This is a genomic window from Streptomyces sp. NPDC004266, assembly GCF_042874095.1.
GTDB lineage: Bacteria > Actinomycetota > Actinomycetes > Streptomycetales > Streptomycetaceae > Streptomyces.
In genome coordinates, this window is record NZ_JBIAMM010000003.1 from 479451 (window position 1) to 496786 (window position 17336).

Genomic DNA, 17336 nt, shown 5'->3' on the forward strand with positions numbered 1-17336 from the left:
CCCCGTCACCGGCAGAGAACGTCCTCCGCGGGCCGCACGCCCTCGGTGAGGAAACGGGTCACGGCCCGGTCGCCGCACGCGTTCCCGTTCCCGAGGTAGACCCCGTGGCCGCCCCTGTCGACCGAGACGAGCCGCGCCCGGTCGCCGAGGGCCGCCCGCATCCTCAGCCCCACGGAGTGCGGGGTCGACGGGTCGCGCAGGTTCTGGATCATCAGGACGTTCGACGGGCCCCGGTCGGTGATCCGGGTCGGCTTCTCCACCGCGCCGCCCTTCCAGAAGGCGCACGGCGTGATGTTCGCCGGCATCCCGGCCGTCAGCGGGTACCGCTCCCGGTCCGCGGCGACGGCCCTCCCGTACGCCGGCACGGAGGCGGGCCAGTCCACGTCGTTGCAGATCACGCCCACGCTGACGGTGGCCGCCTCGTCGGGCATCGGCCCCGCCAGCTCGGGCGGAAGGACCGGCACGCCCGCCGGGTCGAGGGCCTGGGACATCAGTCGCGCGAAGGCCGGGAAGGAGGCGTCGGAGTACAGGGCCTGCTGGAGCGCCTGCCGCAGCACGGTGCCGGTCAGCGGTGCGCCGGGGGTCGCCGAGGCGCGCGGCGCGCGGTCGAGACGGGCGGCGAGGTCGAGGAACAACGGCCGTACGTCCTCCGGGCGTTCGGCGAGGCGCAGCCCTTCGCCGGACCGCTCGGGGCGGGCGGCCCAGGCCGCGAAGTCCGGGAAGCGGTCCTCGGCGCCGCGCGACATGCCCGCCAGCCAGCCCCGGGCGACGCGCTTCGGGTCGGGGTCGGAGCTGCTGTCGAGGACCCAGCGGTCGGTGCGCTCCGGGAACTCCTGGGCGTACACGGCGGCCACGTACGTCCCGTACGACACGCTCCACGCGGACAGCTTCCGCTCGCCGAGCGCCTGCCGCAGCCGGTCGAGGTCCCGCACCTGGTTGGCCGTCGTCAGCCCGCGCAGCATCGCGCCGCCGTTGCGCTCGCACGCCTCGGCCATCCGGCGCGAGCGGGCCACGTTCTCGCCGATGCCGCCGTCGGCGGCGGGCCAGGACCGCAGGGTCACCAGTCGCCGGTCCTCCTCGGCGAAGCCGCACCGGGCCTTCGCGGAGCCGCCGACGCCGCGCGGGTCGAAGGCCACCAGGTCGTACGCGCCGTCCGTCTCCTTCGCCAGGGCGGCCCCCTTCTGCCCGAGCCGCTGCACACCGGAGCTGCCCGGACCGCCCGGGATCACCATGAGCGTCCCGCGCCGCGCCTCGGGCCGGGTGCTGGGCAGCCGGGCCACGGCGAGGCCGATCTGCTCGCCGTCGGGGGCGGCGTAGTCGAGGGGCACGGAGAGCGTGGCGCACCGCTGTCCCGGCAACGGCTTCACGGCGGGGTCGCAGTCGCCCCAGTCCAGCCCGGCGGGGGCGGCAGCGGCGGCGGGGGCGGCACTGCCGCCGACGAGTCCGACGCCGGCGACGGCGGCGACGGAGAGGGCGAGCATCAGGGCCTTGCGTCCACGATTCGTTGTCATGCGCACAGCTTCACGGACCGGGCCGTCGGCCCCCATCCGGTGGGCCGCCGGGTCGGGGGTGGGGCCAACCCCCTTACGCCCGGGCGGGATCGCGGACCGCCGCGCCTCCGGTCCGGGCGCGGAAGCCCGGCCCCGGGAGGGCGATCCGCTGGCGCCGCCCCGCCTCCCGGGAGATCATCCCCGCCATGACCACCACAGGCTCGGCCACCACGGACACGTCCGTCACCACCCCCCACGCCTCCGACTCCGGCAGCTGGACCCTCGGCGGGGACCTCGCCGTCAACCGGGTCGGCTTCGGCGCCATGCGGCTCCCCCAGCACGGCGAGGCGCTCGTCGCGAACGCCGTGCCGAGGGACCGCGACCACGCGATGGCCGTACTGCGCAAGGCGGTCGACCTCGGCGTCAACCACATCGACACGGCCGCCTTCTACTTCTCGCCGCTGCGCTCCGCGAACGAGCTGATCAACAGCGCCCTCGGCGGCCCCTACCCCGACGACCTGGTCATCACCACCAAGGTCGGCCCGGCCCGTGACGCCTCCGGTGCCTGGAGCGAGCACGCCCGGACCCCCGCCGCGCTGCGCGCCCAGGTCGAGGAGAACCTGAGGCAGCTCGGCCGCGACCACCTCGACGTCGTCAACCTCCGTGTCGTCGGCGACGATTCGGTCGCCGAGCGCTTCGGCGCGCTCGCCGAGCTCCGCGAGGCGGGCCTCATCCGCCACCTCGGCCTCTCCAACATCACCCCGGCGCACCTCGCCGAGGCGCGGGAGATCGCCCCGGTGGTCTGCGTGCAGAACATGTACGGGATCGGGGTCCGCCCCGAGTACGACGAGTTCGTCCGCCACTGCGGCGAACAGGGCATCGCGTTCGTGCCCTTCTACGCGATCGCCGCCGCCGGACGCGAGACGGGGGCGACCGCCCCGGAGAGCGAGGAGGTCCTCGCCGTCGCGGCGGCCCACGACGCCACCCCCGCCCAGGTCCGCATCGCCTGGACCCTCCACCAGGGCCCCCACCTCCTGGCCATCCCCGGCACCGGCGACCCCGGCCATCTGACCGCCAACGTCGCCGCCGGCGCCCTCCGCCTCACGCCCGAGGAGCTGGCGCTCCTCGACCGCGTCCACCGGAGCACCGGCGCCTAGACTCCGCCCATGACGACCGCGCCGCAGTCCCTCGCTTCCGACCTCGCCCCCACCGGAGTCCTGCGGGCCTCGATCAACCTCGGGAACCCGGTGCTCGCCCAGGGCACGCCCGAGGCGCCGGGCGGGGTCACCGTGGACCTGGCGCGGGAGATCGGGGCGCGGCTCGGCCTCCCCGTCGAGCTGCTCTGCTTCGACGCGGCGCGGAAGTCCTTCGAGGCGATGGCGGACGGCCGGGCCGACCTCTGCTTCCTCGCCGTGGACCCGGCGCGGGAGACGGAGGTCGCGTTCACCGCCCCGTACGTCGTCATCGAGGGGGTGTACGCCGTGCCGCGCGGCTCGGAGCTCACCACCGTGGACGGGGTGGACGCGCCGGGCGTGCGGATCGGCGTCAAGAAGGGCTCCGCGTACGACCTGTTCCTTTCGAGGAACCTCGTGCACGCGACCGTGGTGCGCGGCGACGAGGGCGTCGACACGTTCCGGTCCGAGGCGCTGGAGGCGGGCGCGGGCATCCGCGAGCCGATGACCGCGTACGCCGCCGCGCACCCGGATGTGCGGCTGATCGAGGGCCGGTTCATGGAGATCCGGCAGGCCGTGGGGACGACGGTCGGGCGCCGCCCCGAGACGGTCGCCTTCCTCCGGGACACGGTCGAGGAGCTGAAGGCGAACGGTTTCGTCGCGGAGTCGCTGCGCCGCTCGGGCCAGGACGAGGGCCTGCTGGCGCCGTCGGCCTGACGGGAGGCCCGGACGCCCGAGGGCCCGGCCGTGGTCGTACGGCCGGGCCCTCGGGGTCGAAGGGGGTGTCGAAGGGGGCGTCAGTAGAGGCCCTTGAAGCCGTTCCATCCGCCGGAGCCGATCAGCACCCGGGTTCCGTAGAGGCCGGTCCCGGTGCCGCTGTGGCGCCACAGACGGCCGGCGGTGTCGCGGGCGACGAGGTCCGCGCGGCCGTCACCCGACAGATCGCCGATGCCGACGAGCGCGGAATAGGCGCCCCAGCCGCCGCCGACCTTCACGCGCGCGGTGACGCCGCCGGTCGCGGTGCCGTGGTAGCGCCAGAGCACGCCCGAGGCGTCGACGCCGAGGAGGTCGCCGCGACCGTCGCCGTTGAGGTCGCCGGCGCCGACGAGCTTCCTGTACAGCTTCCAGTTCGTGCCGATCCGGACCCGGCCCTTCAGGCGGTGGTCGGCCGTACCGCCGAAGAGGTACACGTCACCGGTCGATGCCTGACGCGCGATCAGGTCGGCGTACCCGTCGCCGTTCGCGTCGCCCGGGGAGGTGAGGGCGTCGTACTGCCCCCAGCCGGAGCCGAGCAGCGCGTACGGCGAGGAGGCCGAGACCACCTTCCCGCATCCGGGCCGGTACGCCCGCAGCTGGTCGCCCACGCGCGCGTAGACGTCGGCGCACCGGTCGCCGCTGAGGTCGCCCGTCGGCACGAACACGGAGGTCGCCGGGAACTTGGTCCCCGTCCCGGCGATCCGCGCGGACAGCGCGCCCGCCCCGGTCCCCCGGTACATGGACACGAGCCCGGTCGTGTCCATCACCAGCAGGTCACCGAAGCCGTCGTCCCCGGCGAGGTCGCGCCAGACGGCCGCGCCGCCGGAGACGGACACCGTCCCGGACGAGGACAGGTCCGCGCCCTGGCCGTCGGCGGGCCTCGCGGTGAGCGTCCACGTGTAGGCGCCGTTCGCGACGAGCCGTCCCGCCGCGTCCTTCCCCTCCCAGGCGGGGGTGACGATGCCGCGCGCCTCGCCCCCGGCCAGGGTGCGGACGACCCTGCCGGTCGCCTTGTGCTTCAGCGTCAGCGTCCAGGAGGCGGCGGGCTTGGAGAGCCACCACCGGGGCTTCCAGGTGCCCGTCCTCAGGTTCACTCCGGCCGCCGCGTCGGCGTCGATGACGGCGATCCGGGACGTCGGGACGCCGGACGGGACGATCCGCACGCGGCGGTCGTCACCGGTGTAGGCGACGTGACCGCCGAAGCGGTCGACGGTCCAGCCGGCCCGGGGGGCGGTGTTCCTGCCGAGGTCGGCGGGGGCGGCGACGACGCGGTGCGGGGCGTCGGCGGCGTTTCCGCTCGTCGGGAGGCCGTCGTGGACGTCGTAGAGCGTGAGGCCGTCGGCGTCCGAGCGGGAGACGAAGTAGCCGTCGCCGAGAAGGACGTCGTCCTTGCCGAGGCGCAGGGTGCGCCCGCTGGCCTGGTCGTACAGGCCCGCGCCCTTGAAGTCGTCGCCCCAGAAGTTCGTGCACTTCCAGTACACCAGGCGGCCCACGGCCTGGAGCCGGCCGGGGACGCAGCCCGCGTCGAAGGACCGCACGGTGGCGGTCCCGGACGGGAGGGTCCTGGCGACCACGGTGGTCGACACCGTGCCGCTGCCGTCCGAGCGGCCGAGGGCGCTCCACAGCGTGTTGCCCCAGACGGCCGAGGCGACCGGCGTGCGCTTCTGGAGCACGGCGCCGGAGTCGGTGCCGCGGAACTCGACGACGGCCTGGCCGCCGTCCCAGCCCTGGTTCACGACGCCGAACCTGCCGGAGAGGTCGACGAGCTGGGGGCTGCCGAGTCCGGTCGACAGCCGGGGGCCCCAGGTCGTGGAGCCGTTCCGGTAGAGCATGGTCACGTCCTGCTCGGTGCCCGCCTTGCGGCCGTGGGCGCCGTCGCCGCTCGCGAACATGGTGACGCAGTAGGTGCCGTCGTGGTTTCCGCAGTCGTCGTCCCGGCCGTTCGTGGTGCCGTCGGCCGTCGAGCGCAGCTCCTCGGGCCGCCCGGAGGTCTTCAGCCACGTGCTCCGGTAGCCGCCGATGGAGGTGTAGGGGTTGTAGAGGTGGGAGTCGTCGGCCGTCGTCAGGATGCCGCTGCCGAGGGAGATCCCGGCGGGCTGGGCCTCCATGTCCGCGATGTCCGCGATCCGCTTGCGGGTGACCGTGCCGTCGGCGGCCTCGGTGAAGAGGTAGTACCCCCAGTCGAGGGCTCCGTAGGTGGTGTTCTGCTCCGCACCGGCCACCAGGAGCGAGCCGTCGGGCGTGCGGTGCACGGCCGGGGAGGCCACGGCCAGCAGGGACTTCCAGCTCCCCGTGGCATCGCGCAGGACGAGGTGGTTGCCCCGGTACCCGCCGTCGTTGCCGGGGCTGGGCGGGGTCACGGTGACGAAGGAGTCGCCGAAGCGCCGGACGACGTCGTCGTAGGAGGCGATGTCCCGCATGTCCACGGTGACCGGTTCCGCGTCCAGGTCGTCGCGGCGGTACACCTGGGCGTCGCTGCCGGACGGGGCGCCGTAGTGCAGGACGGTGTCCCGGTCGAACGAGACGCTCTCGCCCCGCGTGGAGAGCGTCTTGATCTTCCCGCTCGCGAGGTCGACGACCCACCACCCCTGGCTCATCGTGGAGTCCACCCACTTGATGCCGCGGACGGCGATCGACCGCGCGTCACCCTCGCTGACGGAGAGGTTCCAGCCCTCGGGCAGGCCCTCCAGCAGCTGGTCCCGGACACCGCCGCCGGACGGGTGCAGGAGGTGCAGGCCGGTGACGGCCCTCTCGGTGCCGGTCCGGGTGATGACGGTGTCGCCGTACGTCGCGACGTACGTCTGGCCCTCCGGGATCGGGACCGTGACCGTCTCGCCCCCACCGGCCCGCTGCCGGAGCGTCACGTGCGGGGTCGGGCCCTCCGCATAGACGGCCACGGTGTCGGAGCCGTGCCCGAAGTCCGCCGGGTACTCGGCGAATCGGTACGCGTCGACGTCGTACGAGAGCGGCTTCGGCAGACGGTGGTCGAGGACGGTCGTCGCGCCGGTCGCGTAGTCGATCCAGCGGAGCCGGTCGTCGCCCTCCTGCGCGGTGAGGAAGCCGGTCTCGCCGGCGTTCAGGACGATGGTGGCGCGGGGCACGAAGCGGGCGCCCGGGCTGACGACGACGGCTTCGCCGGCCGTCGTCACGGGCGCGTCGGCCGCCACCGCCCCCACGGTGGCGCCGGCACCGGCCGTCACCGCGAGGGTGACGGCGAGTGCGATGCGGCCGAGCGCGCGACGACGCGGCCGTCGAGACAACGGGTTGATCACGTGGAAGTCCCTCCCCAGGGCTTACGGCGCGGGGAAGGGGCCTCGTGGTCACGCCTCTCGTCCCCCGCGCGAGCAGGCCGACCCTAACAGAGCTCCGCCCCCACGGGGAGGCAATTTCGAACCCGTTCAACTCGACTTCGGGAGACGGGCGGAAAAGGCCCCCCGGCGACCGCCGGAAGTGCCCCTTCCCGGGCCTGGAGGCGGCCTTCCGGGGTCCGCGCACCCCCCCTGCCCCCAGGGGGAGGCCCGCCCGCCCACAAGCCGCACAGCCCCCGCACGGCCGGTCCGTACACCATCTCTGACCTGGGGTTTCGCCTCAACTCCCCGTATTCTTGGGGGACTCGGAGGGGAGATCCACATGAGCCAGACCGACCGCACCATCCGCACCGTCGACGACGTACTCACCCTGCTCGACGGCCTGTTCTCGCCCGGCGCCGACCGGTGGACGGAGGGCGGGGCCGAGTGGTGGGACGGGTTCTACGCGGACCGGGACAAGCCGGTGCCGTTCTTCGTCGCCAAGCCCGACGAGAACCTCGTGTCGTACGTCGAGCAGGGCCTGCTCCCGGCCGGCGGCCGGGTGCTCGACCTCGGCTGCGGGCCCGGCCGGAACGCGCTCCACCTCGCCTCCCTCGGCTTCGACGTGACCGCGGTCGACCTCTCGCCCACCGCGATCGCCTGGGCCGGGGAACGGGCCGCCGAGGCGGGCGCCGAGAACATCCGGTTCGTGTGCGGCGACGCCTTCACCGCCGCCCTCGACGGCCCGTACGACCTCGTCTACGACTCCGGCTGCTTCCACCACCTGCCCCCGCACCGCCGTGTCAGCTACCTCGCCCTCCTCGACCGTGCCCTCGCCCCCGGCGGCCACTTCGCGCTGACCGCGTTCGCGGCCGGCGAGGGCGGCATGGGCTCCGAACTCCCGGACGCCGACTTCTACCGCGAGGGCGGGCTGCACGGCGGCCTCGCCTACACCGACGCCTCGCTCCGCACGATCTTCGGCGGCCCGACGGAGACCGGCCTCACGGAGATCGAACTCCGCCGCATGCGCGACGAACCCTCCGACTCCCCGGTCTTCGGCGAGCCCTTCCTCTGGACGGCCCTCTTCCGGCGCCGACCCCGCCGCTGACTCACCCCATCCCGTCCAGGTGCTCCGCCAGCCGGTCGTACTGCTCCCTCACCCCCGCCTCCATGCCCGCCGCCAGCGCCTGGTCCCTGATCTCGTTCGAGGGCCAGAAGGAGGTGCTGGTCAGGGCCGTGCCGCCGTCGGGGGTCGCGTCGAAGGTGAGGGTCACGCGGACGGGCCCGGCGTCCGGCATCTGCTCGAAGACCTCCGTGTAGTCGAGCCGCTCCACCGGGACGACGTCCTCGTACGTGCCGGAGAAGACGATCTCCTGACCGCCCGGCCCGGTCTGGCCCCAGCGCCAGGCGCCGCCCGCCCGCAGGTCGATGTCGACGACGGACATGGTCAGCCCGGCTCCCCCGTACCACTCCCGCACGTGCTCGGGCCGCGTCCAGGCCTCCCAGACGCGGCCCGGCGGGGCGTCGAAGGTGCGCGTGACGACCAACTCGCGGTCGGCCGGTGTCGTCAGAAGGGTGACCATCGGACTTTCCCTCCACGAAGGGACCATTCCAGGATCACCCCGGCGCCCCGGTAAAGCGAGTGAACGCGTTCAACACCTTGGCGCTATGGTGCTCCCACGCGGCCGCCTCGATCATGCGAGCCGCCATCACGACCTGTGGGGGGTCCCTCTTGCCGCGCTCGACGCGCAGGCTCCCGCACGCCCTCGTGCGTGCCGCAGCCGTTCTCGCACTCTCGGCGGGCGTCACCGTGCCCGCCGCCATCCACGCCCCGGCGGCCCACGCCGACTGGACGAACATCACCGGCATCACCGAGGACAGCGGACGCTACACCGTCACGCTGCCCTCCACCGCCCTCTGGGTGAAGGTCAGCGTCCTGGCCTCCACCGCTCCCGACGCCGCCGTCCTCGCCTCCACGGAGGAGGTGACCCCGTCCGGCAGCTGGGTGACGACGAAGGAACCGCTCGCCCTGCCCCAGGGCACCGCCCTCGGCGACTACCCGGTCCGGGTCGACTACCGCCTCCCCGACGAGACCACCAAGCAGTGGACCGGCGGCACCTACGGCCACCACAAGCACGTCGGCGTCGGGAAGATCTCCTTCGACCGTCCCTCGACGGACTGGGACCACCGCACGGTCGTGCTCTCCGGCACCACCACCCTGTGGGACCCGTCCACCGGCGAGCGGACCACCGCCCCCGAGGGCACGAAGGTGCGGCTCTCGCTTCCCGTCGAGGACAGCGGCATCACCCACCGCACCCTCACCGCCGACGCCCTCGTGCGCGCCGACGGCACGTTCGCGCTGCCCGTCACGCCCAACGGTTCCCTCCAGAACGGCACGGCCACCGTGCTCACGGCGGGCACCGACCTCGACCCCGACCGCGCCACGGCCGTGCCGACCTTCGGGATCGACGCGACCGTCGTCTACCGGATCAGCTCGAACGTCGACAGGTACCGCGTCCTGGCCGGGACCGACGTCCTCGTGACCGGGCGGGTCGAGCGGCTCACCCCGGACGGCTGGAAGCCCTTCGCCGGCGCTCCCGTCGTCGCCTCCGGCGGCGCCCAGCCCACCTTCGCCACCACGCCGACCTCGCTGGGCGGCGTCACCGCCGCCGCGGACGGCACCTTCTCCCTGAACGTACGGCCGTACTACGGCACCGACGCCATCTACACCGCGCTGCGCCCGTCGCCGTACTACGCGAACGACTCCCGTCCGTACGACCGGAACGACATCGCCGTCCCGCAGCCGTTCTCGTACTCCTCGTACCGGATCACCCTGGACGAGTACGGCAAGGTCACCGCCACCGGCTCCCTCGGCGGCAACTGCTACGAGACCCAGCCGGTCGTCCTCCAGTACTCCCGCGACGGCGGGCGCACCTGGGGCACCCTGCGCTCCGGCACCGCCCCCTACTGCGGGGGGTACAACCTGTCCGCCTGGGGCTACACCGACGCCCGCTACCGGGTCCACCACCCGGTGACGGACCAGCTCGTCGCCAAGGCGGGCGCGAGCATCCACCTCGCCCGCTACGAGACCCGCTTCTCCGCCTTCACCATCAGCCCCACCCGGCCCGTGCTGAACGGCAGGATGACCGTCTCCGGCACCGTCCAGCGCAAGGTCAACGGCGTCTGGAAGGCCTACCCGGGCGCGCGGCTGACGCTGTACCTCAAGCCCAAGGGCGACACCCGGTGGTACTGGGTCACCAAGAGCATCACCACCAACGCCTACGGCAACTTCAGCTACCGCGCCACCGCCTACGAGGACGGCTACTGGGTCATGGGCCTGCAGCCTCCGGCCGGCTACTTCTACAGCGAGACGAATGCGAAGTACATCGATGCGCGCTGACCTCCGCCCCCGCCTCTCCCTGGTCGCGGCGCTGACCGCCGCCGCGCTGTCCGCCGCCGCCCTCCCCGCCCTCGCGGAGGAGGCGCCGGCCGCACCCGGCCCGATCGGCATCGGAACGGCCGTCACCGACGACGGCCAGCGCGGCACCTTCAAGGTGGCCGCCTGGACCGACGCCCCGCAGGCCAAGGTCACCCAGGTCTCGGCCCGGATCCGGCAGGGCGACACCGTCCTCGCCGAGATCCCCGCCCTGGCCCCCGGCAACACCTGGGACCCGTACCTCGCGGGCCGCTTCCTCGTGCCCGCCGAGGCCGCGCTCAAGCTCACCGAGGACGGCGGCACCATCCCGGCGCTCGGCACGTACGCCATCGACGTCACGGCCACCGACTCGCTGGGCAACACGTCCACCCGCACCGGCGCCGGAACGCTCGACTTCCGGCTGCGGCCCCAGCTCACCTTCGGCGTCGGCACCCCCGCCTGGGACGACCGGAACGCCCACCCGCAGGGCACGCTGGTCGGCATCCAGCCCGGCTCCGGCGACGCCGTGCCGCTGTCCGGCCGCACGGTCACCGTCGAGCCCGTGGGCTCGACGCCGGGCTCCCCGACGACGGCGGTCACCGACGACACGGGCGCCTACGTCGGCGGTCCGCTCGCCGTGGCCACGCCCGGCTGGGGCACACAGCTCAAGGCCGTCTTCTCCGAGGACAGCGCCGAGGTGCACGGCTCCGACGAGCAGTACCGCTACGTGACCGACGTCAAGCCCCGTACGGTGACGGTCACCGCCGCCGCGGACAAGAAGCGGGCGCTCAGCGGCGAGACCGTCACCGTCAGCGGCCGGATGACCGACCCGGGCGCGGCGGGCGCCCCGCTCGCCGACCAGCCGGTCCTCGTGTCCCTCGGCTCCTACGACTACGGCACCCCGTACGGGAAGACGGTCTACACCGACGCCGACGGCCGCTTCTCGGCGCGGCTCGTCGCCGCCGCGGGCGTGCAGTACGGCGAGTACTGGCGGGTCTCGTCCGTCGACCCGTACCTGAACTTCGCCGAGCGCGGCGGCGCCGTCGCCGTGCCGTGGGAGTCCCGCATCGACCTGGTCGGCGGCGGTCTCACGGCCGACTCGAAGGTCTGGGTGACGGGCGTCTTCCGGCCCCGGTACTCGGTGTACTCGCGCAGCACCTCGACCACCCAGTACGTCCAGCTGGAGCAGTCGGCCGACGGAAGGACCGGCTGGCGGAAGCTGTCCGCCGCGACGGCGTCCGCCGACTACTGGACGACGTTCTACGCCGGGGCCACCAGCAACGGCGGCTACTTCCGCGTCCGGCACCTGACGACCGACGAGTACGCCGAGTCCGTCAGCCGGGTCTTCCGCCTCGTCCGCACGCCCACGCGGATCGCGGGGATGAACGCCGGCCCGGAGCCGGTCGCCAAGGGCGCGTACGTCACCGCGACGGGCACGCTCCAGCACTACACGGGCGGTGCCTGGCGGGTGTACGGCTACGCGCCGGTCGCGCTGCAGTTCCAGGCGAAGGGCACGACGACCTGGCGTCAGGTCGCCACGGGCCGGACCGGGGCGCACGGGGAGATCTCGCTGAAGGCGAAGGCGTCCGTGGACGGCAGCTGGCGCATCCGGTACTGGGGCGACTCCACGCACTTCCACTCGCCGGCCCCGTGGGCCGATTACGTCGACGTGCGCTGAGTCCTCCCGCAGGACGGCGGAACGCCCGAGGGCGGCACCCCCACCAGGGGGTGCCGCCCTCGTTCGCGTTCAGCGATGGACAGCCGATCCGTCAGGATCAGAAGTCCATGTCACCGCCCGGCATGCCGCCGCCGGCCGGCGCGGCGGCCTTCTCCGGCTTGTCGGCGATGACGGCCTCGGTGGTGAGGAACAGCGCGGCGATCGACGCGGCGTTCTGCAGCGCGGAGCGCGTGACCTTGGCCGGGTCGATGATGCCCTCGGCGATGAGGTCGACGTACTCGTTGGTCGCGGCGTTCAGGCCGTGGCCGACGGGCAGGTTGCGGACCTTCTCCGCCACGACGCCGCCCTCGAGGCCGGCGTTGACGGCGATCTGCTTCAGCGGGGCCTCGAGGGCCAGCTTGACGATGTTGGCACCGGTGGCCTCGTCGCCCGCCAGGTCGGCCTCGAGCTTCTCGAAGACGTTCGACGCCTGGAGCAGGGCCACGCCACCGCCGGCGACGATGCCCTCCTCGACGGCCGCCTTCGCGTTGCGAACGGCGTCCTCGATGCGGTGCTTGCGCTCCTTGAGCTCGACCTCGGTCGCGGCACCGGCCTTGATGACGGCCACGCCGCCGGCCAGCTTCGCGAGGCGCTCCTGGAGCTTCTCGCGGTCGTAGTCCGAGTCGGAGTTCTCGATCTCGGCGCGGATCTGGTTCACGCGACCGGCGACCTGGTCGCTGTCACCGGCACCGTCGACGATGGTGGTCTCGTCCTTGGTGATGACGACCTTGCGGGCGCGGCCCAGCAGGTCCAGGCCCGCGTTCTCGAGCTTGAGGCCGACCTCCTCGGAGATGACCGTGCCGCCCGTGAGGATGGCGATGTCGTTCAGCATGGCCTTGCGGCGGTCGCCGAAGCCCGGGGCCTTGACGGCGACGGACTTGAAGGTGCCACGGATCTTGTTGACGACCAGGGTCGACAGGGCCTCGCCCTCGACGTCCTCGGCGATGATCAGCAGCGGCTTGCCCGACTGCATGACCTTCTCCAGGAGCGGGAGGAGGTCCTTCACGGAGGAGATCTTGGAGTTGACGATCAGGAGGTACGGGTCGTCGAGCGACGCCTCCATGCGCTCCATGTCGGTGGCGAAGTACGCCGAGATGTAGCCCTTGTCGAAGCGCATGCCCTCGGTGAGCTCCAGCTCCAGACCGAAGGTCTGGGACTCCTCGACGGTGATGACGCCTTCCTTGCCGACCTTGTCCATCGCCTCGGCGATGAGCTCGCCGATCTGGGTGTCGGCGGCGGAGATGGAGGCCGTGGAAGCGATCTGCTCCTTGGTCTCGACATCCTTCGCCTGCTCGAGCAGGGCGCCGGAGACGGCCTCGACGGCCTTCTCGATGCCGCGCTTGAGGGCCATCGGGTTGGCACCGGCGGCCACGTTGCGGAGGCCCTCGCGGACGAGCGCCTGGGCGAGGACGGTGGCGGTGGTCGTACCGTCGCCGGCGACGTCGTCCGTCTTCTTGGCGACTTCCTTGACCAGCTCGGCGCCGATCTTCTCGTACGGGTCCTCGAGCTCGATCTCCTTGGCGATGGAGACACCATCGTTGGTGATCGTGGGGGCGCCCCACTTCTTCTCGAGGACGACGTTGCGGCCCTTGGGGCCGAGGGTGACCTTGACGGCGTCAGCGAGCTGGTTCATGCCGCGCTCGAGACCGCGCCGGGCCTCCTCGTCGAACGCGATGATCTTGGCCATGTGAAGTGGTCCTCCCGGACATGGGGTGGATAACGCTCCAGGACCGCGCCGACGCCCGCGACGGACGGCCTCCGCGACTCCGCGTGGTTCCTTGCCCCACCCGGCCGGCGACCTCGTCTGCCCGATCCTCGTAGCACTCTCACCTTCCGAGTGCTAACGCCAATGATTAGCACTCGCCCTATGAGAGTGCAAGCGACTCTCGCGTTTCGGGAGGTCGACCGGGACGTCGATCAAGGAGGGCCCGGGCGGGCGGGAGCGGGGCGGGGGCGGGAACGCGCGAGGGGTCCGCATCCCCTCAGGGATGCGGACCCCTCGACGGCGTTGCGTCGTCGGCCGATCGCGCCGCGCTCAGACGGCGAGCTTGACCATGTCCGCCTGCGGACCCTTCTGGCCCTGCGAGATCTCGAACTCGACCCGCTGGCCCTCTTCGAGGCTGCGGTAGCCATCCATCTGGATCGCGCTGTAGTGGACGAAAACATCCGCACCACCGTCTACCGCGATGAAGCCGTAGCCCTTCTCCGCGTTGAACCACTTGACGGTGCCCTGAGCCATGCCTAACTCCCCTATTACTGGCCCTTGCGCGGGACCCGCACTTCGCGGACCCGGGTCAGACCTCTGCGCCGGAACGCGTCGACCGCGGCTGAATGTATCTGCCCAACTGCCCTCTGCAACAGGTCATTCGACCGAGAATTCTGGGCGCGACCGAAAGGGGAATTGGGGAGAATCCCCTGGATCACGGGGCAAGTCGGGCCCGGCAAAGCGCGCAGAAGGTACACAACGCGCACACACTTTGGCTGCATCTAGTCGGGCGGAGACGCATTCTCATATGCGCCTGGCATGAGCAGCGGAGGGGACTTCCCCAACTCTACCGCGCTCAACCATGCAGAATTGCCCCTTCCGCTTTTCGCGCGGAAGGGGCAATTCGTACTGACCGGTAAGGCTCGACCGCGGCTCAGCAGCCGCCGGCGACGGCCGGGATGATCGAGACGCCCGCGCCGGCCGGGGTGGCCGTCTCCAGGCCCTGCTCGAAGCGCACGTCGTCGTCGTTCACGTAGACGTTGACGAAGCGGCGCAGCTTGCCCTGGTCGTCCAGGACGCGGGCGGCGATGCCCGTGTGGTTCTTCTCCAGGTCCGCGATGACCTCGGCGAGGGTCGCGCCCTCGGCCTGGACCTCGGACTGACCGCCCGTGTAGGTGCGGAGGATGGTGGGGATGCGGACGTTCACGGCCATGTGTTCGTAACCTTTCAGAGCGCCAGGCCGGCGTCGCGGAACGCGTCCAGGCTCGGGCGGATGGTGGCGGTCGCCTGAGAGGTGTCGGCCACCGCGTCCAGGGTCTTGAGTCCGTCGCCGGTGTTGAGGACGACGGTGGTGAGGTTCGGGTCGATCAGACCCGCCTCGACGAGCTTCCTGGTGACGCCGACGGTGACGCCGCCGGCGGTCTCCGCGAAGACGCCCTCGGTCTGGGCGAGGAGCTTGATCGCGTCCACGACCTGCTCGTCGTTCACGTCCTCCACGGCGCCGCCGGTCCGGCGGGCGATGTCGAGGACGTAGGGGCCGTCGGCCGGGTTCCCGATGGCGAGCGACTTGGCGATGGTGTTCGGCTTCTGCGGCCGGACGACGTCGTGACCGGCCTTGAAGGCGGCGGAGACCGGGGAGCAGCCCTCGGCCTGGGCGCCGAAGATCTTGTACGGCTTGTCCTCGACGAGGCCCAGCTTGATGAGCTCCTGCAGACCCTTGTCGATCTTCGTGAGCTGGGAGCCGGAGGCGATCGGGATGACGAGCTGGTCGGGGATGACCCAGCCGAGCTGCTCGCAGATCTCGTACGCGAGCGTCTTGGAGCCCTCGCCGTAGTACGGGCGGAGGTTGACGTTCACGAAGCCCCAGCCCTCGCCGAGCGGGTCGCCGATGAGCTCCGAGCAGAAGCGGTTGACGTCGTCGTAGTTGCCCTCGATGGCGACCAGGTCACCGCCGTAGACACCGGCCATGACGACCTTGCCCTGCTCCAGGTCGTGCGGGATGAACACGCAGGAGCGGAAGCCGGCGCGGGCGGCGGCGGCGCCGACGGCGCCGGCCAGGTTGCCGGTGGAGGAGCAGGAGAGGGTGGTGAAGCCGAAGGCGCGGGCGGCTTCGAGGGCCTGGGCGACGACCCGGTCCTTGAAGGAGTGGGTCGGGTTGCCGGAGTCGTCCTTGACGAAGAGCCTGCCGGGGGCGACGCCGATCTCGCGGGCCAGGTTGTCGGCCTGGACGAGCTTGGTCCAGCCGGGGTTCAGGTTCGGCTTCTCGGCGACGTCGGCGGGGACGGGCAGCAGCGGGGCGTAGCGCCAGATGTTGGCGGGGCCGGCCTCGATCTGCTTGCGCAGCGCCTCGGGGTCGCCGGTGGGAAGGTCGTACGCGACCTCGAGCGGTCCGAAACAGAGCTCGCAGGCGAAGATCGGGCCGAGCGGGAAGTGCTCACCGCATTCGCGACAGGAGAGCCCGGACGCGGGACCGAGGTCGACGGTGGTGGGGGTAGCGGTCTGTACAGCCATGGAGGCGAGGCCCTTTCTCCTCATCTTTCCCATTGGCGAATTTTTCGCCATGAGACGGATTTGGCACCTTCCCTAGCCGGGGACCTCGCTGGAGGACGAGTAATGACCGACTGGAGGGTTGCCGGGGCTTCAACGGGCCGTTTCCCTCTGCCCCTCTGGATGAGCGGTATTCGATTGTGAAGCGCGGTGGACTTTCGTTCCTGCGCTCCGACGCGGTCGGCACCCCGACGTGCATCGGGCATCCGCGTTGTTCAAGACTGTAACCGAAGGCCCGGACGCTTGAACCGGCCGTCCGAACCGCGAGATGGAGATCACGTGCTGGAAGAGGTGGAGCGCTGGCTGGGCCGGCGGTCCTGGTCCGTGGCGGACCGGCCGCTGGAGCGGATCCTCGCCGCCAAGCGGAACACGAAGGTCAGCGTCGTCCTGCCGGCGCTGAACGAGGAGGCGACGGTCGGGGACATCGTCGCCGTGATCCGCCGCGAGCTGATGACGGAGGCGGTGCCGCTCGTCGACGAGCTGGTGGTGATCGACTCGGGCTCCACGGACCGCACGGCGGAGGTGGCCGCGGCCGCCGGCGCGCGGGTGGTCGCGCGGGACTCGATACTCCCCCGGATACCGGCCGTGCCCGGCAAGGGCGAGGTCCTGTGGCGGTCACTGATGGTGACCAGCGGGGACGTCGTGTGCTTCGTGGACGCGGATCTGCGGGACTTCTCGGCGGACTTCGTGACGGGGATCGTGGGCCCGCTGCTCACCGACCCGGACGTCGACTTCGTCAAGGCGATGTACGACCGCCCGTTCGGCGACACCCCAGGTCAGGGCGGCCGGGTCACGGAGCTGGTGGCCCGCCCGCTGCTCAACCTCCACTGGCCGCGGCTGGCGGGCTTCGTGCAGCCGCTGGGCGGCGAGTACGCGGCGCGGCGCTCGCTGCTGGAACGGCTGCCCTTCCCGGTCGGTTACGGAGTGGAGCTGGGGCTGCTCGTGGACGCCCTGCACACGGTGGGCCTGGACGCGCTCGCACAGGTGGACGTGGGGGTGCGCAAGCACCGGCACCAGGACGGGCAGGCGCTGGGCCGGATGGCGGCGGCGATCTACCGGACGGCGCAGCTGCGGCTCTCGCGGGGGCACCTGGTGCGGCCGCGGCTGACGCAGTTCGAGCGGGGCCGGCAGGGCTTCGAGCCGCGGACGTACGCGGTGGACACGGAGGAGCGCCCGCCGATGGCCGAGATCACGGAGTACGCGCGGCGCCGCGTGGCGTGACGGGCCCGCGGCGACCGAGCGTGGCC

The 17336-nt window shown here is 72.2% G+C and carries 13 protein-coding genes and 1 riboswitch; of the genes, 6 read left to right on the forward strand and 7 right to left on the reverse strand.

The window, feature by feature from the left end; all coding sequences use genetic code 11:
* Positions 1-5: 5 nt before the first annotated feature.
* Positions 6-1511 carry an alpha/beta hydrolase gene (locus ACFYUZ_RS10255; RefSeq protein ID WP_389307462.1) on the reverse strand — a complete coding sequence of 502 codons (1506 nt, stop codon included), beginning with the start codon at positions 1509-1511 and terminating at the stop codon, positions 6-8.
* A 185-nt stretch (positions 1512-1696) separates the two neighbouring features.
* Between ACFYUZ_RS10255 and ACFYUZ_RS10260 the strand changes: the two genes are divergently transcribed.
* Positions 1697-2647 (forward strand): aldo/keto reductase, encoded by a 951-nt coding sequence (locus ACFYUZ_RS10260; RefSeq protein ID WP_389307463.1) that lies wholly within the window; start codon positions 1697-1699, stop codon positions 2645-2647.
* 9 nt (positions 2648-2656) lie between these two features.
* The gene (locus ACFYUZ_RS10265; protein WP_389307464.1) at positions 2657-3379 is read left to right on the forward strand and encodes a transporter substrate-binding domain-containing protein; all 723 of its coding nucleotides are present in this window, start codon (positions 2657-2659) and stop codon (positions 3377-3379) included.
* A gap of 80 nt (positions 3380-3459) precedes the next feature.
* Here the strand turns inward: ACFYUZ_RS10265 and ACFYUZ_RS10270 are convergent, their stop codons facing one another.
* A complete protein-coding gene (locus tag ACFYUZ_RS10270) occupies positions 3460-6690 on the reverse strand; it encodes an FG-GAP-like repeat-containing protein (RefSeq protein ID WP_389307465.1) in 3231 nt (1076 codons plus the stop codon).
* Between the two features lie 358 nt (positions 6691-7048).
* Here ACFYUZ_RS10270 and ACFYUZ_RS10275 point away from each other — a divergent pair, with 358 nt between their 5' ends.
* A complete protein-coding gene (locus ACFYUZ_RS10275) occupies positions 7049-7813 on the forward strand; it encodes a class I SAM-dependent methyltransferase (RefSeq protein WP_389307466.1) in 765 nt (254 codons plus the stop codon).
* Position 7814: 1 nt separating this feature from the next.
* On the opposite strand, the gene ACFYUZ_RS10280 is transcribed toward ACFYUZ_RS10275, so the two are convergent.
* Positions 7815-8288 (reverse strand): SRPBCC domain-containing protein, encoded by a 474-nt coding sequence (locus ACFYUZ_RS10280; protein WP_389307467.1) that lies wholly within the window; start codon positions 8286-8288, stop codon positions 7815-7817.
* A 185-nt stretch (positions 8289-8473) separates the two neighbouring features.
* Here ACFYUZ_RS10280 and ACFYUZ_RS10285 point away from each other — a divergent pair, with 185 nt between their 5' ends.
* Together ACFYUZ_RS10285 and ACFYUZ_RS10290 are read left to right on the forward strand one after the other, a co-directional pair.
* Positions 8474-10105, forward strand: coding sequence for a hypothetical protein (locus ACFYUZ_RS10285; protein WP_389307468.1), 1632 nt, complete (start codon positions 8474-8476; stop codon positions 10103-10105).
* Positions 10095-11798 (forward strand): hypothetical protein, encoded by a 1704-nt coding sequence (locus ACFYUZ_RS10290; RefSeq protein ID WP_389307469.1) that lies wholly within the window; start codon positions 10095-10097, stop codon positions 11796-11798. Before ACFYUZ_RS10285 ends, ACFYUZ_RS10290 begins: the two co-directional genes overlap by 11 nt.
* 97 nt (positions 11799-11895) lie before the next feature.
* Here the strand turns inward: ACFYUZ_RS10290 and groL are convergent, their stop codons facing one another.
* The 4 genes from groL to thrC all read right to left on the reverse strand — a co-directional run bounded on the left by groL (position 11896) and on the right by thrC (position 16077).
* Positions 11896-13524 carry a chaperonin GroEL gene (gene groL / locus ACFYUZ_RS10295; protein WP_389307470.1) on the reverse strand — a complete coding sequence of 543 codons (1629 nt, stop codon included), beginning with the start codon at positions 13522-13524 and terminating at the stop codon, positions 11896-11898.
* A gap of 348 nt (positions 13525-13872) precedes the next feature.
* Positions 13873-14076, reverse strand: coding sequence for a cold-shock protein (locus ACFYUZ_RS10300; protein ID WP_015035246.1), 204 nt, complete (start codon positions 14074-14076; stop codon positions 13873-13875).
* Positions 14077-14476: 400 nt separating this feature from the next.
* A complete protein-coding gene (locus tag ACFYUZ_RS10305; protein WP_017238235.1) occupies positions 14477-14755 on the reverse strand; it encodes a MoaD/ThiS family protein in 279 nt (92 codons plus the stop codon).
* 14 nt (positions 14756-14769) lie between these two features.
* A complete protein-coding gene (gene thrC / locus ACFYUZ_RS10310) occupies positions 14770-16077 on the reverse strand; it encodes a threonine synthase (RefSeq protein ID WP_389307770.1) in 1308 nt (435 codons plus the stop codon).
* A riboswitch (SAM riboswitch) is annotated at positions 16071-16219 on the reverse strand. Its footprint overlaps the gene before it by 7 nt.
* 149 nt (positions 16220-16368) lie before the next feature.
* On the opposite strand from thrC, the gene ACFYUZ_RS10315 reads away from it, so the two are divergent.
* The gene (locus ACFYUZ_RS10315) at positions 16369-17310 is read left to right on the forward strand and encodes a glucosyl-3-phosphoglycerate synthase (RefSeq protein WP_389307471.1); all 942 of its coding nucleotides are present in this window, start codon (positions 16369-16371) and stop codon (positions 17308-17310) included.
* The last annotated feature ends 26 nt before the right edge of the window (positions 17311-17336 follow it).